Source organism: Lapillicoccus sp., from assembly GCF_039935575.1.
Taxonomy (GTDB): domain Bacteria; phylum Actinomycetota; class Actinomycetes; order Actinomycetales; family Dermatophilaceae; genus Lapillicoccus.
Genome location: NZ_JBDTKA010000113.1, coordinates 1 through 21,975, shown reverse-complemented (window position 1 = coordinate 21,975; position 21,975 = coordinate 1). Strand labels below are relative to the sequence as shown.

Genomic DNA, 21,975 nt, shown 5'->3' with positions numbered 1-21,975 from the left:
GTCAGCGGCCCCGACGTGCGCGGTCACCCTGGACCGGCCCGCGCCGAGGTCCGATGGCGGCCCCCGACCCGAGCGGCTGCTGACGGCGACCATCGTCCGTCGGTCCCAGACCGCCTTGACAGACCGGGCAGTAGAACATCGTCCGGTCCCGGGGGGCCTCCCCGATCATGGCGACCCGCACCGTGTCTCCGCAGCGGCGACACGGGCGGCCCGACCGAGCGTGCACCCATGCCGTCTCTCCGAGCCGGTCACTGCCCGTCGTCGACTGGATGGCGTGCCGCCTGCCCCGGTCCAGCAGTAGGTGCGCGCGTTCCACCAGCGAGGTCATCGTCGAGGGCGAGACGTCGGCGGCCGGCGTCCAGGGACCCAGGCGTTCGAGGAAGAGCGTCTCCGACGCATACAGCGTGCCGACGCCGGCGAGGTTGCGTTGGTCCAGCAGGGCGGCTCCGATCGTGGTGGAGCCGAGCGCCAGCCGCCGTGCCGCCTCGCCCGGATCCCAGTCGGGACCGAGCACGTCGGGGCCGAGGTGACCGACCAGCTGGTGCTCCTGCGCGGTCGGCACCACGTGCAGGTCCCCCAGCCGGGCACCGAGCGCAGTCCAGGCCTGCGTGCCGAGGACGGCCCGCAGCTGGAGGTTGGCCAGGGTGCGCCCCGTGACCGAGGCGGTCGACTCGATCCGCCACTGACCTTCCATCCGCAGGTGCGAGTGGATGGTCACGCCGTTGCCCAGGCGATGCAGGATGTTCTTGCCGCGGGCAACGACCTCGGTGGTAGTCACGCCCCGGAAGTCGAGCGTCGACAGGTCCGGCCACCGCAGGTCGCTCCTGGTCAGAGGCGCGCCGGCCAGCGCCTGGTCGAGTCGGTGTGCGGTGCGGTAGACGGTGTCACCCTCGGGCACGCCGTCACCGCCGCAGCCGCAGGCCGCGTGGTGTTGCGAGGAAGCCGGCTCGGGCCAGCGCCTCCACCACGGGTTGGCCGGAGCTGAGGACTTGGCTGCCGTCCGTCTTCTGCACGGTGAGCCGCCCGAGCGCACCCTCGCGGACGGCGAGGGCGAGGGCGTCCGCCCCACGTTGGAGGGGGTCGGGCTGCTCCGTCCAGGTGAGCAGAGTCTTGCCACCCCGTTCGACGTAGAGGACGAGCTCGCCGTCGACCAGCACCACGAGCGCCCCGGCCTTACGGGCCGGTTGGTGACCACGCCCCGGTCGTCCGGTCGGGGCTGAGGAGCCGTCGAGGTCCGACCGGACCAAACCGACACTGCCGCGCGTCGCGCTCGGGCTCGGGTCGGGGCTGGACGGACGTTCGGGCCACGGGAGGGCAGCCCCATAGGGGTTGGCGGGGTCGCACGCGGCCAGCACGAGGGCGAGTGGACGTTCGTCGGCCCGTCGGGGGGCGTCAAGAGGACGGCTCTGGGCCCGCAGCCGGTCGATTGCACCGGTGGTGCCGAACTGCGCAGCCCCCAGGCCCTCGATGAAATAACCACGCCGAACCCGGCCCGACTCCTCCGCGGCCGCGAGCACCCGGTATGCCGCGGCGAACCCTCCCGGGACGGACTCGGCGACCGCGCTTCCGCGGGTCACCACTCCGTAGCGCTCGAGCAGCACCTCGGCCGTGGCGTAGGCCAGGACGGTGGCGTCCGTCTCGGTCGTAGGGAACAGGCTCCATCGTCCGGCCGCCGACGCCGGACCCGAGCGGGCGGTCATCGAAGGCCGGGCACCACGGCTGGCCCCCCCAGCCAGGCCGCCGAGCGCTCCGGGCCGACCGGCATACCTGCCGCGTCGTGGTCCGGTGGCGGTGCGGCGGTGCGCGACCCGGCCGCCGGAGAGCAGGGCGCGCAACGGGGCCAGGGTGTCGTTGGTGAGGTACCCGCCCCAGGTGAGGTCCCAGACGACATCGAGGAGCGACGCGTCATCAGCACTGCCGAGGCTGGCCACGCTGGAGCCGAGGGTGCGGAAGAAGTAGGCACCTCCACCGGCCAGCGCCTCGAGCACGGCGTGGTGCAGATCCGTGAGGTCCAGGCTCGCGTCCGGCGGGGGGGCGGTCAGGTGCGCGAGGTCAGTCACGTGCAGCGACACCCAGCCGTCGTCGCCGGGGAGGGAACCGTGTCCGCGCCAGACGACCTCGCCGCGTGACATCAGCTCGTCGAGCATGGACGGCGTGTAACCGGCTACCCGCGAGGGAAGGACGAGCGCCTCGAGCGCGCTCGCCGGCAGGACCGCGCCGGAGAGCTGCTCGACCGTCCGCAACAAGCCCTCCGGCCCCCGCAACGTCCCGCCGACTCCTTGCCAGGCCGGCAGGAACCGGGCGAAGTCCACCGCGGTGACCGGCTCGACCTCGGCGCGCAGAGCGGCCAGGGAGCGGCGGCGTAGTGTGCGAAGCACCTGGGCGTCGCAGAAGTCCAGGCCTCCGCCCGACGTGGACCCGTCTGGTCGCAGCTCACCCTCGACGACACGGCCGGCGCCGACCAGTCGGCGCAGGGCGTCGGACACGACCGCCTGGCCCAGCCCGTACCAGTGGGCGACGTCGACGGCCGGGAACGGACCGTGGGTGCGGGCGTAACGGGCGACGAGATCCCCGAGTGGGTCCTCGACCGGCTGGAGGAACACGTCGGGGACCCCGACGGGTAGTGACGAGCCCAGCGCGTCGCGTAGTCGAGCCGCGTCCTCGATGGCCGCCCAGCGCTCCTCGTCGGCGACGCGAAGCCGGATGACCTGTCGGGACCCTTCGAGCTCGACGAGCCAGCCTCCGACGGTGCGCACGTCGACACCATCCTGGGTCCGGGCGACGACCGCATCGAGTGAAAGCGGCCCGATGCTGCGCAGCAGGTCGACCACGTCCTCGGCATCACGAGCCCGCCGAGACTCCTCGAGCCGCTGCAGCTCGGACTCCGTTGTGGCGACCGCCTCGGGGTCGAGCAGATCGCGGAGGCTGAGCCCGTCGCCGCGACCGAGCAGCTCGGCCAGCAGGGTCGGGTCGAGAGACAGTGCGGCCGCGCGCCGCTCGGCGAGCGGGGAGTCGCCTTCGTAGATGTACTGGGCGACGTAGCCGAACGTAAGAGAACGGGCGAACGGTGACGGCTGCGCGGTCTCGATGTCGAGCAGGCTGACCTCGCGCGACCCGATGCGCCGCATGAGGTCGCTGAGCCCGGGCACGTCGTAGACGTCCTGGACACATTCGCGAACCGCCTCGAGGATGATCGGGAAGGACGGGAACTGGCTGGCGACCTCGAGCAGCTGAGCCGACCGCTGGCGTTGCTGCCAGAGAGCCTGGCGTCGGTCGGGTCGGCGGCGCGGGAGCAACAGGGCGCGGGCCGCGCACTCGCGGAACCGGGAGGCGAACAGCGCGGACCCACCAATCTGCTCGGTGACGAGGTCGTGGACCTCGTCGGGGTCGAGCAGGATCAAGGCGAGCAGCTCGTCGCCGATGCCGCGGGCACCCCCGCTTCGCCCGCTTCCACTTCGTCCTTTAGTGCCCGCCGTCCCGTCGCCGGAGTCGGCCTCCGGGTCGTCGAACGCGTCGAACTCCAGGTCGGGGAGGCGGAAGACGATGCCGTCGTCGCCATGCATGGCCTGGACGTCGACCCCGAAACGTTCACGCATCCGCGCCGACACGCAGAGCGCCCAAGGGGCATGAACGGGAGCCCCGAACGGCGAGAGCACAGCGACCCGCCAGTCGCCCAGCTCGTCGCGGAACCGTTCGACCACGATCGTCCGGTCGCTCGGCAGGTGCCGGGTCGCGGCCTTCTGCTCCTCGAGGTAGGCCAGCAGGTTGTCGGTCGCCCATTCGTCGAGCCCGGCGTTGCCCACGCGCTCGCGAGCCTTCGCCGGAGCCATCGCGCCGACCTCACGCACGAACGCACCGACAGCCTGCCCGAGCTCGGAAGGTCGACCGAGTGTGTCTCCCTTCCAGAACGGCAGCTTGCCGGGGAGGCCGGGGGCGGGTGAGACCAGGACGCGGTCGTGGGTGATGTCCTCGATCCGCCAGCTGGAGGTCCCGAGGGTGAACACGTCACCGACCCGGGACTCGTAGACCATCTCCTCGTCGAGCTCACCCACCCGCCGTCCGGCGCCCTCGGAACCGGCGAGGAAGACGGCATACAGGCCGCGGTCGGGGATGGTTCCCCCGGAGGTGACGGCGAGCCGCTGGGCGCCGCGTCGACCGGTGAGGACGCCGGTGACCCGGTCCCAGACCACCCGGGGTCGTAGCTCGGCGAACTCGTCGCTGGGGTAGCGCCCCGCGAGCATGTCCAGCACCGACTCGAGGACCGAGCGGGGGAGCCCCGCGAACGGTGCGGCCTTGCGTACCAAGGTCTCGAGGTCGTCCACCACCCAGTCGTCGAGCGCGCACATCGCGACGATCTGCTGGGCCAGCACGTCGAGGGGGTTGGTGGGCACCCGCATCGACTCGATCGCCCCGGCGCGCATCCGCTCGACGACGACTGCGGTCTGCACGAGGTCGCCGCGGAACTTGGGGAACAGCACGCCTCGCGACACGGCGCCGACCTGGTGCCCGGCCCGGCCCACCCGTTGCAGTCCGCTGGCGACACTCGGGGGCGACTCGACCTGGACGACGAGGTCGACCGCCCCCATGTCGATACCGAGCTCGAGGCTGCTCGTCGCCACGACGGCCGGAAGCAGCCCGGCCTTGAGGGCGTTCTCGATCTCCGCGCGCTGCTCCTTGCTCACGGAGCCGTGGTGCGCCCGCGCCAGCACCGCCGGCGCGCCCGAGGACGAACCCGCCTGGGCCATCATCTCGGCGGGGGTTCGCGCGGGCCCGCCCCTCGGGACACGAAGATCCCCAGCGTTGGGAGTATTTTCTGCCTCCCCGGTGATCTCGGCGTCAGCGGCCGCGGTGAGGCGCTCGTCCCAGATCTCGTTGAGGCGGGTGGTCAGCCGCTCGGCGAGCCGTCGCGAGTTGGCAAACACCAGCGTGGACCGGTGCCGCGCGATGAGGTCGACGATGCGTTCCTCGACGTGTGGCCAGATGGAGGCCCGGCGCTGCTCCCCGGCGGCCGGACCGCTCAGGTCCTCGGTCAGCTCGCCGAGCGCCGACATGTCGGCCAGCGGCACCACGACCTCGAGATCCCACTCCTTGGTCGACGGCGGCTGCACCACCTCGACGGGACGGCCCCCCGCGAGGAAACGGGCCATCTCCTCGACCGGTCGGACCGTCGCCGACAGTCCGATCCGCTGGGCCGGTTTGGGCAGCAGGGCGTCGAGCCGCTCGAGGGTGAGCGCGAGGTGAGCCCCGCGTTTGGTGCCGGCCACGGCGTGCACCTCGTCGAGGATCACGGTCTCGACCCCCGTCAGTGCCTCGCGGACGCTGGACGTCAGCATGAGGAAGAGCGACTCCGGGGTGGTGATGAGGATGTCGGAGGGCGCTCGGGCGAAGAGCCGGCGTTCGGCCGCGGGGGTGTCGCCGGAGCGCAGCGAGACGGTGACGTCGGGCTGGGGCAGGCCGAGGCGGGCCGCCGCGTGCCCGATGCCGACGAGGGGAGAGCGCAGGTTGCGCTCGACGTCGACCGCGAGCGCCTTGAGCGGCGAGACGTAGAGCACCCGGCAGCGCCGCTGCGGCGACTCCGGGGGAGGGCCGCTGACCAGACGGTCGAGCGCCCACAGGAAGGCGGACAGGGTCTTGCCCGACCCGGTCGGCGCGACGACGAGGGCGTCGATGCCCGAGCTGATCGCCTCCCAGGCGCCGACCTGTGCGGCGGTGGGCATCGGGAACGAACCCCGGAACCACGCTGCAGTGGCCGGGGAGAACCGGTCGAGGACGTCGTCTCTCATCAGGTGTCCCACCCTGCCACCCGCCACCGACAGGCCCCACCTGAGCGTGGCGGGGATGGGCCTGCCGCTCGTCCAGGACCCGACGGACTGGCTGCTGGAGTCATCCGTGTTCACGCGAGACTCTGGGCCAGACCTGCTGTGACACACTCGCAGCCGTGCGGCTGAGCCTGTTCTGGACCCTCATGGAGGACGAGTTCGGGCGCTCGTATGCCGCGTCGCTGGCCCGCGACCAGTCCCTCGACGCACTGGGTGGCCGGACCGCCGACGAGGCCCTCGGCAACGGCATACCGCCTCGTGAGGTATGGCTGGCGCTATGCGACGCGCTCGACGTCCCGCTTGCGAGGCGGCACGGTCGGGACATCCCGGCGCGGAAAACCGGTTGATCACCTGTCGGTGCCGCTCACTAACGTGGGCCAGGTGAGTGGGAGCGGCGGACCGAGCCGGGTGGACGACCCTGTCGACCGCGTGGCCCTCGGCGCGCAGCCCGACACCAACACCCGCGAGGTGCTGCTGCGGGCGCGGGGTCTGACCAAGACCTTCGGTGACTTCACGGCCGTCGACGGCATCGACGTCGAGGTCCGGCACGGGGAGGCGTTCGGGTTCCTCGGCCCCAACGGCGCAGGCAAGTCCTCGACGATGAAGATGATCGGCTGTGTGTCCCCCGTCTCGGCGGGGGAGCTGACGATCTTCGGGCTCGATCCCGGTCGCGACGGTCCTGCGATCCGCTCCCAGCTCGGGGTCGTCCCCCAGAAGGACAACCTCGACGAGGAGCTCACCGTCGAGGAGAACCTCTGGCTCTACGGCCGCTACTTCGGTATTGCTCGGGCCGAGGTCCGCCGCCGGGCGGTGGAGCTGCTCGAGTTCGCCCAGCTGACGGACCGGGCCAAGGACCGTGTCGAACCGCTGTCCGGTGGCATGAAACGCCGCCTCACCATTGCTCGTTCGCTCATCAACGAGCCCCGCATCCTGCTGCTCGACGAGCCGACGACCGGCCTCGACCCCCAGGCCCGACACATCCTCTGGGACCGGTTGTTCCGGCTCAAGCGTCAGGGCGTCACGCTGATCATCACGACTCACTACATGGACGAGGCCGAGCAGCTGTGCGACCGCCTGGTCGTGATGGACCGGGGCCGAATCATCGACGAAGGCTCACCGCGCGAGCTCATCGCCCGGCACTGCACCCGCGAGGTCGTCGAGCTGCGGTTCGAGCTCGATGAGGACAACGAAGCACTGGCCGTCCGGCTCGAGGGGATCGGGGACCGCGCCGAGGCGCTTCCTGACCGCGTCCTGCTCTACGCCGACGACGGCGACGCAGCGCTCGCCGCGGTGGGTTCCCGCGGACTCGAAGCCGTCTCCGCTCTCGTGCGGCGGTCCTCGCTAGAGGACGTCTTCCTCACGCTCACCGGCCACAGCCTGATCGACTGATGACCACCGTCAGCCGCACCACGCCTCCCGAGCTCGTCACCGGCGACGGGCCACCCCCGCCACCACACCGGCCCTGGGTCTTCATCTACGAGTACCAGGTGCTCGTCTACCGGCGGCTCTGGCGGGCCAGCATCTCCAGTCGGCTGCTCATGCCGCTGTTCTTCCTGCTGGCGATGGGCATCGGGCTGGGAACCCTGGTCAACAAGGCCAACGGCGGCATCCAGGTCGGTGACCGGATGGTGCCTTACCTGCTGTTCGTCGTGCCGGCGATCCTCGCTGTCCAGAGCATGACCACCGGCATGGGGGAGTCGTCCTGGCCGGTGCTGGGCGCCATCAAGTTCTTCGGCGGCTACCACGCGATGCTCGCGACCCCGGCCCGCGTGATCGACATCCTCAAGGCGCACGTGGCCTACGTCGCGACCCAGGTGGCGATGGCTGCGGCGATCTTCATGGTCGTCGCCGGGGTCTTCGGCGGCTTCCCGTCCTGGTCCGCACTCTGGTGCCTTCCGGTGTCGGTGCTGCTCGGCGTCGCGTTCACGACCCTGGTCGTGGCGCTCACCGCTCGTCTCGAGGACGACGGCGGTTTCAACGTGCTCTTCCGTCTCGGTCAGACGCCGATGATGCTGTTCTCCGGCACGTTCTTCCCGATCTCGCAGCTCCCCGGATGGATGCAGCCGCTGGCCTGGTTCACGCCACTCTGGCACGGCGTCGAGGCCAACCGCGCGCTCGCCCTCGGCACCGGTAACCTGCCCGGGGTATTCGGCCACCTGGCCGCGCTGGTCGGGTTTGCTGTGCTGGGTTGGGTTCTGGCGCTGCGAGGACTGCAGAGACGGTTGGTCCCGTGAGCGCCGACGTGTCGCCCCGGCCGTCCAAGCTGGCCAGAATGGTGCCGATCCCGGCCGGAGCGGGCTTGGCCCGGATGCTGGTCGAGCGCAACGTCACGAGCTTCAGACACGGCTGGCTGACCCTGCTCACCGGGTTCGCCGAGCCGGTGTTCTACCTGTTCTCCCTCGGGATCGGCCTGGGAGCGCTGATCCGCACCGTCACCACCGACAACGGGACGACGGTCTCGTATGCCGCGTTCGTCGCCCCGGCGCTGCTCGCCACGAGCGCCATGAACGGCGCGATCTTCGACGCCACCTTCAACGTCTTCTTCAAGCTCAAGTACAGCAAGCTCTACGACTCCGTCCTCGCCACCCGGATGGGTCCGCGCGACATCGCGGTGGGCGAGATGACGTGGTCGTTGATGCGAGGCACGTTCTACTCGGCGGCCTTCCTGGCCGTCGCCTGGGCGGCCGGGGCCGTCTCGACGTGGTGGGCGCTGCTGGCCCTGCCGGCCGCGACCTTGGTCGCGTTCGCGTTCTCGGCGGTCGGAATGTTCTTCACGACCTTCATGAGGTCCTGGGTCGACTTCGACTACGTCAACCTGGCGCTGCTGCCGATGTTCTTGTTCTCGGCGACCTTCTTCCCGCTCTCGACTTACCCGGTCCCGGTCCAGTGGCTCGTCGAGGTGACACCGCTCTACCACGGGGTCGCGCTCGAGCGGGCGCTCATGCTGGCGGAGGTCTCGCCCGGGCTGCAGTGGCACGTGCTCTACTTCGTCGTGCTCGGTGCCCTCGGGCTGCTCGGCACGGCCCGCCGCTTCGAGCGCCTGTTGCTCTCGTAGCCTCCTGCTGTCGCGGCCTCTCGCTGTCGCAACCTTTCGCTGTCGCCGTCTCACTCGGCGGGAACGGTCACCTTCGCGACGGCCGCGGCGGTCCGGTCGCCTCCGTTGATCCGGCGCTCGAGGAGCTCGGCGAGCTTGGAGATCAGGAAGTTCAGTACCACGTAGAGCGTGGCGATCACCAGGTAGGTCTGGATCAGGTAACCGGTGAACGCCGTCAGGTTGGTCGCCGTCTTCATCAGCTCGGGATAGCTGGCCGCATACCCGAGGGTCGTGTCCTTGAGCAAGGCCACCAGCTGGGTGACCAACGCCGGGATCACCAGCCGAATCGCCTGTGGAAACACGATGCTGCGCAGGTTCTGGCTGTAGGTGAGGCCGATGCTCAGGCCGGCCTCAGACTGGCCTTTCGGCAGCGAGGCGACCCCGGCGCGGAAGATCTCGGCCAACACCGCGACATTGACCAAGATCATCGGGATGACGAGCTTCCAGAAGATCGGGAAGTTCCAGCCGATCGCGGGCAGTCCGCCGACGAACAGATAGACCAGGAGCAGCAGGGGGGTCGAGCGGAAGATCTCGATGTATGCCGTCGACAGCCACCGCACCGGCCTGCTTCGGCTCAGTCGCAGCACCGAGAAGAGTGCGCCGAGCGGGACCGACACGACGGCGGCGACGGCTGCAGCCTGCAGCGTGCTCACGAGGCCGGTCCCGATGTAGCGGATGATGGGGCCCTCGGTGAACTGCGTCCACCTCTCGGGAGCGAGCTGACCGTGCGAGCCGAACTGGACGAGCACGAGGGCGAACACCCCGAGGATCACAAGGATGACGACCACCGTGGTGATCCGGATGCGGGCTCTGGCCTTGGGTCCTGGCTCGTCGAAGAGCACTCGGGTGGCGTTCACCGGTGCACCGCCAGGGTCTTCTCGAGCCGGGCGCCGACGGCCCCGCTCAGCAGGGCGATGACGATGTAGATGACCGCGGCGATCCCGAACAGGGCCAACCCGCCGGCATACTGGAGGTTGAGGAACTGCACGCGGTAGGTGAGCTCGTCGACGTTGACGGCGGCCGCGAGCGAGGACCCGAGCAGCTGCCCGATGAAGATGTTGACGAGCGGCTGGATCATCGAGCGCAGCGCCTGCGGGAGCACGACGAACAGGATCGACTGGGTGAACGTCAGCCCGATCGACCGGGCCGCCTCGGCGTTGCCCTCCGGCACCGCGTTGATGCCCGAACGCAGCGCCTCACAGGTGAAGGCCCCACCGATCAGCATGAGACAGATCGCGGCAGAGTTGAACAGCGACAGCCGCAGTCCGACGTCCGGCAGGCCGAAGACCACGACGATCAGCAGCGATAACAACGGCATGTTGCGGAAGATCTCGACGTAGACCGCGCCGACCACGCGCAGCGGCGTGACGGGGCTGACGCGGCAGACGGCCGTGACGGTCCCGAGAATGAGCGACCCGGCGAACCCGATCGCGGTCAGCGCGAGGGTGAGCAGCAGCGAGTGGCCGAACTCAGCGATGTGGTCGAGGAAGATGTCCACGCAGACCTGCGGGGCGTTGTTGCTACCGGGTGCCGGGTGGAGACCGGGGCCGGCTCAGGCGGCGATCGCCGGCGGCTTGGTGTTCGTCGACTTGAGGACTGTGCCGACTGTCGCGGCCCACAGCTTCTCCCACAGGCCGGCGTCCTCCATCGTCTTCAGCCAGGCGTTGATGAACGCCTTGGCGTCCGGTGTCGACTTGGAGCACCCGATGCCGTAGCTGTCCGTGGAGAACGGCTCTCCGACGACCTTCACCGACGTGTCCTTGACCGCGGTCGAGAGCAGGATCGACTGATCCAGAACATAGGCGTCGCCCCGACCCTGCTTCAGGGCGGCGACGCACTGGGCGTTCTCGGTGAACAGGATCGGCTGGACCGAGGGCACGTGGGCTTTGAGAGCGGTGATGGCCGTGGAGTTCGACTCGGTGATGACGTTCTTGCCGACCAGGTCGTCGACCTTGGTGATAGTCGTGTTGTCCGCCTTGACCATGATCGAGGAGCCCGAGGCATAGTAGGGCCCGGCGAACGCCACCTTGTCGGCGCGCTTGGGGGTGATCGAGTAGGTCGCGACGACGACGTCGACCGAGTTGTTCTCTATCAGCGTCTCCCGAGTGTCGACCGTGACCTGCGTCATCGCCCATTTGGTCGAGTCACCGACGATGTACTGCGCCAGCATCTGGACCATTCCGGCGTCGAAGCCCTGGGTCTTGCCCGTCGTCGGGTCCAGCAGCGAGAACAAGGGGTTGGCATCGGTGCCACCCCAGCGCAGCGTCCCGCGGTCCTTGATCGCCTTGGCCCAGGCGTTGCCGCTGATCGTGGCGTCGTCGGCCTTGGGGGCGCTGGTGATGATCGCCTCGTATGCGCTCGAGGACGCCGATGCGGTGGCACCGCCACCGAGCTTGGACGAGGCGTCCCCGCTGCTCGAGCAGGCGGCGAGCCCGAGGGTCGCTCCGGTGCCGGCCAACAGGGCGAGCGCCTGGCGCCTTGACAGAGGGCCGCTGGACAGCTGGGGCAGTTGGGACAACTCGGGCAGCTCGGGCAGCTCGGGCAGGCGGGGAGTGCTTTTCGTCATGGGGGCTCCCTCGTACGCTGGAAGGTTCCGTTCGACCCTAGACCCGTCACCTCGACAGCACGGCGGGTGAGGACGAGACCCTCACATCGGTGTGCAGTCGAGACACAACCTTCCGGATGCCCGGACGTGTGTCGCCCGGATCGGCGCGTCGCGCGTGTCGACGCCGATCTCGAACAGATGTTCGGTACGTTGTCCACACGGTGCAGCACGGTCGTCCCACGATCCACAGGCTGGCTGGCGCCCTCACGGGATGTCGGTGCTCGCTCCTAACGTCTGACCCAACACGTCCGACCGGCCAGATCAGTCCGGACACGGTGGCGGGTCGCAGGTGGACGGCAGACTTCGAGACGAAAGCACGGAGGGTGACATGGCAGCAGGCGGACCGGATCGCGAGAAGGCGATCGAGACGGTTCTCGGCCAGATCGAGAAGCAGCACGGCAAGGGTGCGATCATGCGCCTCGGCGACAACACGCGGCCCCCCATCGAGGTGATCCCGACCGGGTCCATCGCTCTCGACGTGGCCCTGGGGATCGGTGGGTTGCCCCGAGGACGGGTCGTGGAGATCTACGGTCCGGAGTCCTCCGGCAAGACGACGGTGGCCCTGCACGCGGTGGCCAGCGCGCAAAAGCTCGGCGGCATAGCGGCGTTCATCGATGCCGAGCACGCGCTCGACCCGGAGTACGCGAAGAAGCTCGGCGTCGACACCGACGCCCTGCTCGTGTCGCAGCCCGACACGGGGGAACAGGCGCTCGAGATCGCCGACATGCTGATCCGCTCCGGGGCTATCGACATCATCGTGATCGACTCCGTGGCCGCACTGGTGCCCCGCGCGGAGATCGAGGGCGAGATGGGCGACAGCCACGTCGGCCTGCAGGCCCGGCTGATGTCGCAGGCGCTGCGCAAGATCACCGGCGCCCTCAACAACACGGGCACCACGGCGATCTTCATCAACCAGCTTCGCGAGAAGATCGGCGTGATGTTCGGTTCGCCCGAGACGACCACGGGCGGCAAAGCGCTGAAGTTCTACGCGTCGATCCGGCTCGACGTGCGTCGGATCGAGACGCTCAAGGACGGCTCCGACGCGGTCGGCAACCGGACTCGCGTCAAGGTGGTCAAGAACAAGGTCTCCCCGCCGTTCAAGCAGGCCGAGTTCGACATCATCTATGGGCACGGCATCTCGCGTGAAGGTGGCCTCATCGACATGGGTGTGGAGCAGGGGTTCGTCCGCAAGGCCGGCGCTTGGTACACCTACGAGGGCGACCAGCTCGGGCAGGGCAAGGAGAACGCTCGATCCTTCCTGCGCGACAACCCCGACCTCGCCGACGAGATCGAGAAGAAGATCAAGGAGAAGCTCGGCATCGGGCCGCAGGTGAACACCCCGGCGGTCGCGGACGTGCCGGTCGACTTCTGACCCGCCCGTGGATGACACCCACACCGACGGGCTAGCTCAGTCCAGGTCGGGCCCGGAAATCCAGGCGGGTCCGGGCCCGACCTGGAGTGGGCAGCCCAGTGACCGAAGGCCGCGGGGCCGCGGCCGGGACCGGCAGTCGCGGGATCGAGAACCGCGGAACCGAGAACCGCGGAACCGAGAACCGCGAAACCAGGAACCCGATCGTGAGCCCGACCCGGAGGACATCGCCCGGGCGATTGTGCTGCGCCAGCTGACGATGGCGCCGCGTAGCCGCAGGCAGCTGGCTGACAAGCTGCGTGAGCGCGGCTGTCCCGAGGACGTCGCCAGCCGGGTGCTGGACCGGATGACCGACGTCGGGCTGGTGGACGACGACGCGTACGCCGCCATGTTGGTCCGTTCCAAACAGGCCGGCCGTGGACTCGCCAAGCGTGCGCTCGCCCAGGAGCTACGGGGCAAAGGGGTCGACGACGAGACCATCGAAGGGGCACTCGGCTCGATCGATGCCGAGTCCGAGCGGGCCCTCGCCGAGCAGGTGGCGGCGAAGAAGATGCGCACGATGGGCGGGCTCGACCCCCAGGTCCAGTCGCGTCGGCTGGCGGGGGCGCTCGCGCGCAAGGGCTACCCGCCCTCGGTCGTCTATGCCGTCGTGCGCGACGCGGTCAACGCAGCTCCCGAGCATCAACGCGACTGACCGCCTGCCACGATCGGGTGTGGTCGGTTGCGCCTGGAAAACCATGGAGACCATCGGCGACCACTCGAACCTTGACGTCGAGTGACCCAGCTTCCACGGGGGTCTACTCCGGGGACCGCCGCTCCACACTCACCGTCGAGGTCGCCTTCATCCGGCTGCGCTCAGCGCGTGTGGCGGCGTTCGGCCGCCCCCCGAACGGGAGTTGGTCGCGATTCCGGCCCGAAACGGCGACCGCACGCGACCAACTCCCGTTTGACGGACTGGCACCGCGGAACCATCAGCCGTGGCGGCATACCCTGTGGGGCGAGATGAAGACCTACGACGTGCGCACGCACGGCTGCCAGATGAACGTCCATGACTCCGAGCGCCTCGCCGGGCTGCTCGAGACGGCGGGCTACATCGACGTGAAGAGCCTCACCGACCCGCCCGAGACGGCAGACGTGGTCGTCTTCAACACGTGCGCCGTGCGGGAGAACGCGGACAACAAGCTCTACGGCAACCTGGGACAGCTGCGGCCGGCCAAGCAACGCAACCCGGATATGCAGATCGCGGTCGGCGGCTGTCTTGCCCAGAAGGACCGGGGGACGATCGTCGAGCGGGCTCCCTGGGTCGACGTTGTCTTCGGGACGCACAACATCGGGTCACTGCCGGTGCTGCTCGAGCGCGCCCGGCACAACCGGCGCGCCGAGGTGGAGATCCGCGAAAGCCTCGAGACCTTCCCGTCGACGTTGCCGACCCGACGGGACAGCGCGTATGCCGGCTGGGTCTCGATCTCGGTGGGCTGCAACAACACCTGCACGTTCTGCATCGTGCCCAGCCTGCGCGGCAAGGAGATGGACCGGCGTCCCGGGGAGGTTCTCGCCGAGGTCGAGGCACTGGTCCAACAGGGCGTCGTCGAGGTGACGCTGCTCGGGCAGAACGTCAACACCTATGGTGTCGAGTTCGGCGACCGGCTGGCGTTCGGCAAGCTGCTGCGCGCCTGCGGCGAGGTCGACGGCCTGGAACGGGTCCGGTTCACCAGCCCGCACCCGGCCGCTTTCACCGACGACGTCATCACCGCCATGGCCGAGACGCCGAACGTCATGCCGAGCCTGCACATGCCGCTGCAGTCGGGGTCGGACCGCGTGCTGAAGGCGATGCGTCGCTCCTACCGCAGCGCCCGGTTCCTCGCCATCATCGACACGGTGCGCGCCCGGATCCCCGATGCCGCGATCACCACCGATATCATCGTGGGTTTCCCCGGTGAGACCGAGGAGGACTTCGAGCAGACGCTCGACGTGGTGCGGACCGCCCGGTTCTCCAGCGCCTTCACCTTCCAGTACTCCGTCCGGCCCGGTACGCCTGCAGCCGAGCTGCCCGACCAGCTGCCGAAGGCGGTCGTGCAGCACCGCTATGAGCGTTTGATCGCCGTTCAGGAGGAGGTCTCCTGGGCGGAGAACCGCCGCCTCGAGGGGACCGACGTCGAGGTGCTCGTCGCCACGGGCGAGGGCCGCAAGGACACCGCCACCCACCGACTGTCGGGCCGGGCGCGCGACAACCGGCTGGTGCACTTCACCGTCCCCGAGGGGGCAACGAAGCCGCGGCCTGGGGACGTCGTCACGGTCGGCGTCAGCTATGGGGCCCCGCATCACCTGGTCGCCGACTCCGGCCTACACGGCGGTGCGTATGCCGTGCGTCGCACCCGGGGCGGGGACGCATGGGCGGCCTTGCAGGAGCGAGGGAGCGCGAAACCATCGGTGTCGCTCGGTATGCCGTCGCTCGGGGCCCCGACCGCAGCGCCTGCGGCTCTGTCCGCCGCCTGCCAGCTGGTCTGACGGTTACCCCGCCGGCCGCGCTGCGCGGCCGTCGGTCGCGTCACGATCCACTCAGCAGCCTCGATGCCGTGAAGGCGCACCATGCGTCGACCGCCGACCTGGGTGTCTCGCTGTGGCGACCGGGGTAGGCGAGGACGCGCTTGTCGGAGGATCCGAGCAGGTCGAACAGCGCGAGCTGACCGCCCCGGGGGAAGATCTCGTCGTCCCACTGCAGATGGAAGAGCACCGGCGCCGTGACCCGAGGAGCCTGATCGAGGACGAGTTCCGAGCGCAGGCCTGCTGGCAGGACCGAGGTCTGGCTCAGTCCGAACTTGCCGAGCACGGCGCACCGCATCCGCGCACCGGCTGCCGCCACCAGCGGCAACCCCAACCGGGTCCCCATCGAGAGCCCCAGGTAGGCCAGCCGATCCGGGTCGGCGAGGCCTGCAGCTCCGACGCTGTCGACCGCGGTCCACCAGTCGTCGACCATCTGGCCGGCGACGAGGTCGACCCCGTCGGAGACCATCCGCGACTGGTACACCGAGGCGCTGAGTGGCTGGGCGACCCGGTCCCCGTGGTACGGCCCGTCGGTCGCCAGCACGGCAACCCTCGCTCGCGTCGTGAACCACCGCGCCAAGCGCAGGCATTGTTCGCTGCGCTTGTGGCCGCTCCCCCCGTGCCCGATCAGGACGAGGGGCGGTGGGGTGGGAGCCGTCGAGTCGGGCAGCCAGAGCAGGCCGGGCACGCGGCCCGCCGAGCCGGAGACGGTCAACGACCGCTCGACCACGCCGTCGTCGGTCGACGGTTCGTCGCCTCCACGAGTCCCGGTGCCCACCGGGCTATCCAACCGCGACCTCTGACCAGACCACGTGACAGAGTCGCCACGACGGTCCCACCTGACGTCGACAAACGATCATCCAGCCGGGAAGGACCGTATATGGGGCAGCACCCGACTCGCTCAGTACCGGAGAGCACCAGGGTGGAGGCATTCTCGGACGGCGTGCTGGCAATCGCCGTCACGTTGCTCGTGCTTGACCTGCACAGTGACTTCGAACGGGGCGACTTCGCCAACCAGCTGAGCGCCCAATGGCCGACCTACGCAGCGTACGTCGCCGCGTTCCTCAACGTCTCCGCCATCTGGATCAACCACCACGACCTGTTCACCCGCGTCCGCGGGGTCGACGCCACGCTGATCACTCTGAACCTTTTCCTGTTGCTTGTCGCCTCGCTCTTTCCCTGGCCGACCGCCGTCATCTCGGCTTCCCAACGCGGTGGTGACCGTGACGACCAAATTGCGGCCAGCCTGCTGTACGCCGGAGTCGGGTTCCTCGTCCCGCTGACCTTCATCGCGGTCGAGACCTACCTCATTCACGCGGTGGACCTACTCACCGACCCCGCCCAGGTCGACTACCTACGGACCTCGAGGCGGCGCGCCATGTTCAGCGTCGTGGTCTACCCCATCACCGCCGCCCTCGCATTCGTCTCCCCCTACCTGTCGCTCACGTTGTTTGTCGTTGTCCCACTCTTCTTCATAGCGGCGGTCTTCGTCCAAGAGCGCGCCGATCGCAACGCCATCCCCTAGCCCACCGCCCCGATCGTCAGTCGATCGAGCCCTCGTCCTGGCCAGAGCCGTAGGCGTCCGCGCTGTCCGGAGGGCCCGCGACCGGACCCTTGTCGCTGCCGTCCCTGAGCTGGCCCAGGTCGTACTCCTGCGGATGCGTGGTCGCCGGCGCGGACGTCGCCGCTGGCTGCGAGTCACTGTCTGGCTGCGAGTCGGTGCCTGGTTCGGCACCGGAGTCGGGTGCGGGTCCGGTCTCCTGCTCGAACCCGGCGTCCGCCCCCTCGACCAGGCCAGGGTCGTCCACCTGGGCGAGCCCCTGGTTGGGTTTGTGCGCATCGGGGTGCGGGGTGGGCGTCATGGCGTAACGCTACTGGCGCCGACCGGACGCGGCTCGGTGCCATGTCCGACCCGTACTCCACGTTCTGGTCCGGTGGGCCGGGCTGGTTGACTTCCCTCCATGACCGTTCGCCCCGTCGTCATCACCGGGGAGCCGGTGCTGCACCGACCCGCCGCCCGCGTCGAGTCCTTCGACGCTCCGCTCGCGGAGCTGGTGCAGGACATGTTCGAGACGATGGACGCCGCCCATGGCGTCGGTTTGGCCGCGCCCCAGATCGGTGTGGCCATGCGACTGTTCACCTACGAGATCGGCAATGACGACGGGATGCCGGCCCGGGGCGTCGTCATCAACCCGATCCTCTCGTTGGGCCGGATCTCCCAGGAGCGCCCCGACCCGGACGACGACAGCGAGGGTTGTCTCTCGGTCCCGGGCGAGAGCTTTCCCCTCAAGCGGGCCGACCAGGTGACTGTCAGTGGGTTCGACCCTTCGGGCGACCCGTTCACGTTCGGTGCGACCGGGTGGTTCGCTCGGGTGATGCAGCACGAGTTCGACCATCTCAACGGGCTGCTCTACGTCGACCGCCTCGACGCGCGGCAGTCCAAGAAGGCGCGCAAGGCGATCCGAGCCAACGGCTGGGGGAGTGCCGGTCACCGCTGGATGCCCGGCGTCGACCGTGACCCCTTCGGGCACGACGACCCACCGGGGGAGTCTCACCTCGACTCGTCAGGGCATGACGACCGCGTCGTCTGAGCAGGCGCCGACCTCGCTCCTGCCCGTCGTCGCCGTGGTCGGGCCCACCGCCAGCGGCAAGTCCGGGCTGGGCCTCGAGCTCGCCGAACGGCTGGGCGGTGAGGTGGTCAACGCGGATGCAATGCAGCTCTACCGGGGGATGGACATCGGCACGGCCAAGCTCACGGTGACCCAACGTCGGGGCATACGGCACCACCAGCTGGATGTCCTCGACGTCAAGGAAGTCGCGAGTGTCGCTGCATATCAACGAAGCTCACGCTTGGACCTCGCGGATATCCGCGCCCGCGGACGAGTGCCAATCCTCGTGGGCGGATCGGGCCTGTATGTCCGCGCGGCTCTCGACCGACTCGACATCCCGCCCACCGACCTCGCGGTGAGAGCGAGGCTCACGAGCGATCTCGACCGGGACGGTGTGGTGGCGATGAGGCAGCGGCTGCTGGCGCTCGACCCCGTCGCCGCTCGCGCCATCGAGCCCAACAACGGCCGTCGGGTCGTGCGCGCTCTCGAGGTGATCGAGCTGACCGGTCGGCCCTTCTCGGCAACCATGCCAACGCGAGAACACGTCGAGCCGACCGTGATGATCGGTCTGTCGATCCCCCGCCCGGTGCTCGACGAACGCATCGACGCCAGGGTGAGGACGATGTGGGACGACGGTCTGGTCGACGAGGTCAGGTCACTGCTCGGACGCGGGCTGCGCGGCGGGACAACGGCATCCAAGGCGCTCGGCTACAGCCAGGCCGTCGCACAGCTCGACGGGGCGGTCGACGAGCCGGCGGCCCAGGAGGACACCGCCAGAGCCACGAGACGGTATGCCCGCCGCCAGGAGTCGTGGTTCCGCGCCGACCCGCGGATCCTCTGGATTCCCTATGACGCACCCGACCTCGTCGACCAGGCGCTCGCCGTCGTGGCCGAGGCTGCGAGAATGTGGTCATGAGCGGCGTCCGGTTCACCAAGGGTCACGGCACGCAGAACGACTTCGTCCTCGTCCCGGACCTCGACGGCGCGATCACCCTGACCCGAGACCAGGTGGTGCTCCTCGCCGACCGCAGGGCAGGGATCGGCGGTGACGGGGTCATCCGTATCGTCCCGACGACGTTGGCCAGCGAACCAGCTGTGCGCGAACAGGCCGCTGCCGCAACGTGGTTCATGGACTATAGCAACGCCGACGGATCCGTCGCGGAGATGTGCGGCAACGGCACGCGGGTGTTCGCGGCCTACCTGCGGCGTGAGGGACTGGAGACGCAGGACGAGTTCGGCATTGCGACGCGGGCGGGCGTGCGGTCCGTGAAAGTGACCGGGGAGCAGTACGCCGTCGACCTCGGTCCCTGGCACGTCGTCGACCCCGACGGCGCCCGCGAGAGGGGTTTCGGGGCAACCGTGCGCGCCCGCGGCGGTGTCGAGCTGCCGGCCTTGCTCCTGGACCTCGGTAACCCCCACACGGTGGTCATCCTGCCCCCCGAGATCGGCCTCGACGACCTCGACCTCACCGAGCCACCCGCCGTCTCACCCCACCCCGAGTACGGCACCAACGTCGAGTTCGTGACGCCGATCAGTCAGGGACACATTGCGATGCGCGTCCACGAGCGCGGCGTCGGAGAGACGCGGTCCTGTGGCACTGGAGCCGCAGCGGCGGCGCTGGCGACCCGGTGGTGGGAGGGGGAGTCCGCCGACAACACCGAGTGGGTCGTCGACGTCCCCGGCGGGCGGCTCACCGTCACCGCGCTGCCCGACCAGCACGTCGAGCTCGCCGGGCCGGCAGTGCTGGTAGCGGACGGCACGGTCACCCTGCTCGACTGACCTCCCTACTCACCTGCAGGACCCGGAAGCCGCGCGAGATGGCATGCCGGCTACAGGTGAGCTCCGGCATGGCGTGGCCCAGCCACCGCTGCAGAGAGTCTGCGCCGAGGTTCTTCTGCACGACGAGGTATGCCACTCCGCCGGGATGCAGCCGCGGGAGCCAGTGCTCCAGCATGGCGTGCAGCGCCGACTTGCCTACACGGATCGGCGGGTTCGACCAGATGACGTCGAGGTGCACGTCGTCAGGGACTTCTTCTGGTCGACAGGCGACCACTCCCGTCAGGCTTAACGAGGCTGCGTTGGCCCGGGTGAGGTCGATCGCTCGATCGTTGACGTCGACGGCATACACGAGTGCCTCGGGGGAGACCAGCCCGAGCGTCAGCGCGAGCGGTCCCCAGCCGCACCCCAGGTCGAGGAAGGTTCCCGTCCCCGGGGGCGCCGGCGCCTCCTGGAGCAGCACCCCCGTGCCGGTGTCGACCCGTTCAGGCGAAAAGACGCCACCGGCCGTCTGCACCAGGACTCGCCGACCGGCGAGCCACACCTCGTGTGTGCGCCGCCCCCCGGGGGCCGCGGGTTCGGCCGTGAAGTAGTGCTCCTGCGTCTCGCCGTCCACCCCCCGAACGCTACCGAGCACTATCTGGACGGCATAAACGTTTCGCAGTGGACGTTCCCACCGTGTCACCCTGGTGGGGCACCACCTCGATCCGCTCACGACCCTAGGAAGACATGACGCGACGTTCACAACTGCTCACCGAGCGAGCCGAGGCCATTGCTGCCGAAGCCGACGCCTTCGAGGACGGATACCTCGCGGAGCACGACGGAGAGCAGCTGGAACGCGACGAGCGGGCTGCGTTGCGCCGCGTCTCCGGACTGTCCACCGAGCTCGAGGACGTCACCGAGGTCGAATACCGGCAGCTGCGTCTCGAGCGCGTCGTCCTGGCCTCGGTATGGTCCGAAGGCACCCTCGAGGACGCCGAGAACTCCCTGCGGGAGCTCGCGGCGCTGGCGGAGACGGCCGGCTCCGAGGTGCTTGAGGGGGTGGTCCAACGCCGCCAGCGCCCGGATACCGCCACGTACCTGGGCAAGGGCAAGGCACTCGAGCTGCGCGACATCGTGATCGCGCAGGGCGCCGACACCGTCGTCTGCGACGACGAGCTGGCCCCGGGCCAGCGGCGGGCCCTCGAGGACGTCGTCAAGGTCAAGGTCATCGACCGGACCGCGCTGATTCTCGACATCTTCGCCCAGCACGCCAAGAGCCGCGAGGGCAAGGCGCAGGTCGAGATGGCCCAGCTCCAGTACCTCCTCCCGCGGCTGCGCGGCTGGGGTGAGTCGATGTCACGACAGGCGGGCGGTCAAGCGGCCGGCGGCCAGGGAATGGGTTCGCGCGGTCCCGGTGAGACCAAGATCGAGCTGGACCGGCGACGGATCAACAGCCGGATCTCCAAGCTCAAGCGCGAGATCGCCCACATGAAGACCACCCGGGACACCAAGCGGCACAGCCGTTCCGTCAACCACGTCCCCAGCGTGGCGATCGCGGGTTACACCAACGCCGGCAAGTCCTCGCTGCTGAACCGGCTCACCGGTGCAGGTGTGCTCGTCGAGAACGCCCTGTTCGCCACGTTGGACCCGACCGTGCGCCGGGCCGAGACCGAGGACGGCGTGCCCTACACCCTCGCCGACACCGTCGGGTTCGTCCGGTCTCTGCCGACCCAGCTGATCGAGGCGTTCCGATCCACTCTCGAGGAGGTCGGCGACGCCGACTTGGTGCTGCACGTCGTCGACGGCAGCCACCCCGACCCGGAGGGGCAGATCTCGGCCGTCCGCTCGGTGCTGGCCGATGTCGGCGCGGCGGACGTCAAGGAGGTCATCGTGATCAACAAGGCAGATGCCGCCGACCCCGAGGTGCTCGACCGGATCACCCGGCACGAGAGGCACTCCCTCGTCGTGTCGGCGCGGACCGGTCTGGGCCTGGACGCCCTTCGCGACCTCATCGCCCGCGAGATCCCCCGACCCGACGTCGACATCAAGGTCGTCATCCCTTACGACCGTGGGGACCTGGTCAGCCGCCTGCACTCCGAGGCCGATGTGCTCACCACCGAGCACCGCGAGGACGGGACCCTGGTGCACGCCAAGGCGCACCCGCCCCTGGCGAGCGA

The 21,975-nt window shown here is 69.4% G+C and carries 19 protein-coding genes and 1 pseudogene; 12 read left to right on the top strand and 8 right to left on the bottom strand.

From position 1 onward, the window contains the following. Position 1: 1 nt before the first annotated feature. Complete coding sequence (locus ABI385_RS13775) at positions 2-898, bottom strand: DNA-formamidopyrimidine glycosylase family protein (RefSeq protein ID WP_348104326.1); 897 nt, start codon at positions 896-898, stop codon at positions 2-4. A gap of 4 nt (positions 899-902) precedes the next feature. Further along, positions 903-5,783, bottom strand: coding sequence for a DEAD/DEAH box helicase (locus ABI385_RS13770; RefSeq protein WP_348104325.1), 4,881 nt, complete (start codon positions 5,781-5,783; stop codon positions 903-905). A gap of 155 nt (positions 5,784-5,938) precedes the next feature. On the opposite strand from ABI385_RS13770, the gene ABI385_RS13765 reads away from it, so the two are divergent. The 4 genes from ABI385_RS13765 (at position 5,939) to ABI385_RS13750 (ending at position 8,874) form a co-directional block, all read left to right on the top strand. After that, the gene (locus ABI385_RS13765) at positions 5,939-6,166 is read left to right on the top strand and encodes a DUF3046 domain-containing protein (RefSeq protein WP_348104324.1); all 228 of its coding nucleotides are present in this window, start codon (positions 5,939-5,941) and stop codon (positions 6,164-6,166) included. An 82-nt stretch (positions 6,167-6,248) separates the two neighbouring features. Then, positions 6,249-7,208 carry an ABC transporter ATP-binding protein gene (locus ABI385_RS13760; RefSeq protein ID WP_348104371.1) on the top strand — a complete coding sequence of 320 codons (960 nt, stop codon included), beginning with the start codon at positions 6,249-6,251 and terminating at the stop codon, positions 7,206-7,208. Next, positions 7,208-8,053, top strand: a complete 846-nt coding sequence (locus ABI385_RS13755; RefSeq protein WP_348104323.1) for an ABC transporter permease — start codon at positions 7,208-7,210, stop codon at positions 8,051-8,053. The genes ABI385_RS13760 and ABI385_RS13755 overlap by 1 nt, the downstream gene beginning before the upstream one ends. Then, positions 8,050-8,874: an ABC transporter permease gene (locus ABI385_RS13750; RefSeq protein ID WP_348104322.1), complete on the top strand. Its 825-nt coding sequence runs from the start codon at positions 8,050-8,052 to the stop codon at positions 8,872-8,874. Before ABI385_RS13755 ends, ABI385_RS13750 begins: the two co-directional genes overlap by 4 nt. Before the next feature lie 50 nt (positions 8,875-8,924). Here the strand turns inward: ABI385_RS13750 and ABI385_RS13745 are convergent, their stop codons facing one another. The 3 genes from ABI385_RS13745 to ABI385_RS13735 are packed head-to-tail and all read right to left on the bottom strand — an operon-like array spanning position 8,925 to position 11,479. Beyond that, the gene (locus ABI385_RS13745; protein ID WP_348104321.1) at positions 8,925-9,770 is read right to left on the bottom strand and encodes an amino acid ABC transporter permease; all 846 of its coding nucleotides are present in this window, start codon (positions 9,768-9,770) and stop codon (positions 8,925-8,927) included. Continuing rightward, on the bottom strand, positions 9,767-10,411 hold the full coding sequence (locus ABI385_RS13740; protein WP_348104320.1) for an amino acid ABC transporter permease: 645 nt from the start codon (positions 10,409-10,411) through the stop codon (positions 9,767-9,769). The genes ABI385_RS13745 and ABI385_RS13740 overlap by 4 nt, the downstream gene beginning before the upstream one ends. A gap of 54 nt (positions 10,412-10,465) precedes the next feature. Continuing rightward, entirely contained in the window at positions 10,466-11,479 is a 1,014-nt protein-coding gene (locus ABI385_RS13735; protein ID WP_348104319.1) for a glutamate ABC transporter substrate-binding protein, read from the bottom strand. Between the two features lie 367 nt (positions 11,480-11,846). Between ABI385_RS13735 and recA the strand changes: the two are divergent. From recA to miaB, 3 genes and pseudogenes are all read left to right on the top strand, one after another. Continuing rightward, positions 11,847-12,839 (top strand): annotated as a pseudogene (gene recA, locus ABI385_RS13730) (recombinase RecA); the annotation flags it as partial. 289 nt (positions 12,840-13,128) lie between these two features. After that, on the top strand, positions 13,129-13,581 hold the full coding sequence (locus tag ABI385_RS13725; RefSeq protein WP_348104317.1) for a regulatory protein RecX: 453 nt from the start codon (positions 13,129-13,131) through the stop codon (positions 13,579-13,581). Positions 13,582-13,889: 308 nt separating this feature from the next. Then, positions 13,890-15,395, top strand: coding sequence for a tRNA (N6-isopentenyl adenosine(37)-C2)-methylthiotransferase MiaB (gene miaB, locus ABI385_RS13720; protein ID WP_348104316.1), 1,506 nt, complete (start codon positions 13,890-13,892; stop codon positions 15,393-15,395). A 40-nt stretch (positions 15,396-15,435) separates the two neighbouring features. Here the strand turns inward: miaB and ABI385_RS13715 are convergent, their stop codons facing one another. Beyond that, positions 15,436-16,209 carry a hypothetical protein gene (locus tag ABI385_RS13715; protein ID WP_348104315.1) on the bottom strand — a complete coding sequence of 258 codons (774 nt, stop codon included), beginning with the start codon at positions 16,207-16,209 and terminating at the stop codon, positions 15,436-15,438. Positions 16,210-16,311: 102 nt separating this feature from the next. Between ABI385_RS13715 and ABI385_RS13710 the strand changes: the two genes are divergently transcribed. Further along, complete coding sequence (locus tag ABI385_RS13710) at positions 16,312-16,956, top strand: TMEM175 family protein (RefSeq protein ID WP_348104314.1); 645 nt, start codon at positions 16,312-16,314, stop codon at positions 16,954-16,956. Positions 16,957-16,972: 16 nt separating this feature from the next. Here ABI385_RS13710 and ABI385_RS13705 read toward each other — a convergent pair whose 3' ends face one another. Next, complete coding sequence (locus ABI385_RS13705) at positions 16,973-17,293, bottom strand: hypothetical protein (RefSeq protein WP_348104313.1); 321 nt, start codon at positions 17,291-17,293, stop codon at positions 16,973-16,975. 99 nt (positions 17,294-17,392) lie between these two features. On the opposite strand from ABI385_RS13705, the gene def reads away from it, so the two are divergent. Genes def through dapF form a run of 3 tightly spaced genes read left to right on the top strand, consistent with a single transcriptional unit; the run spans position 17,393 to position 19,819 of the window. Continuing rightward, complete coding sequence (gene def, locus ABI385_RS13700) at positions 17,393-18,022, top strand: peptide deformylase (RefSeq protein WP_348104312.1); 630 nt, start codon at positions 17,393-17,395, stop codon at positions 18,020-18,022. Then, on the top strand, positions 18,003-18,956 hold the full coding sequence (gene miaA, locus ABI385_RS13695; RefSeq protein WP_348104311.1) for a tRNA (adenosine(37)-N6)-dimethylallyltransferase MiaA: 954 nt from the start codon (positions 18,003-18,005) through the stop codon (positions 18,954-18,956). Before def ends, miaA begins: the two co-directional genes overlap by 20 nt. After that, positions 18,953-19,819, top strand: a complete 867-nt coding sequence (dapF, locus tag ABI385_RS13690) for a diaminopimelate epimerase (protein WP_348104310.1) — start codon at positions 18,953-18,955, stop codon at positions 19,817-19,819. The genes miaA and dapF overlap by 4 nt, the downstream gene beginning before the upstream one ends. On the opposite strand, the gene ABI385_RS13685 is transcribed toward dapF, so the two are convergent. Then, positions 19,803-20,432 (bottom strand): methyltransferase, encoded by a 630-nt coding sequence (locus ABI385_RS13685; RefSeq protein WP_348104309.1) that lies wholly within the window; start codon positions 20,430-20,432, stop codon positions 19,803-19,805. The two genes, dapF and ABI385_RS13685, sit on opposite strands and share 17 nt — an antisense overlap. Before the next feature lie 113 nt (positions 20,433-20,545). On the opposite strand from ABI385_RS13685, the gene hflX reads away from it, so the two are divergent. Next, positions 20,546-21,975, top strand: a 1,430-nt coding sequence (gene hflX / locus ABI385_RS13680; RefSeq protein WP_348104308.1) for a GTPase HflX, incomplete at its 3' end; no start/stop codon positions are given.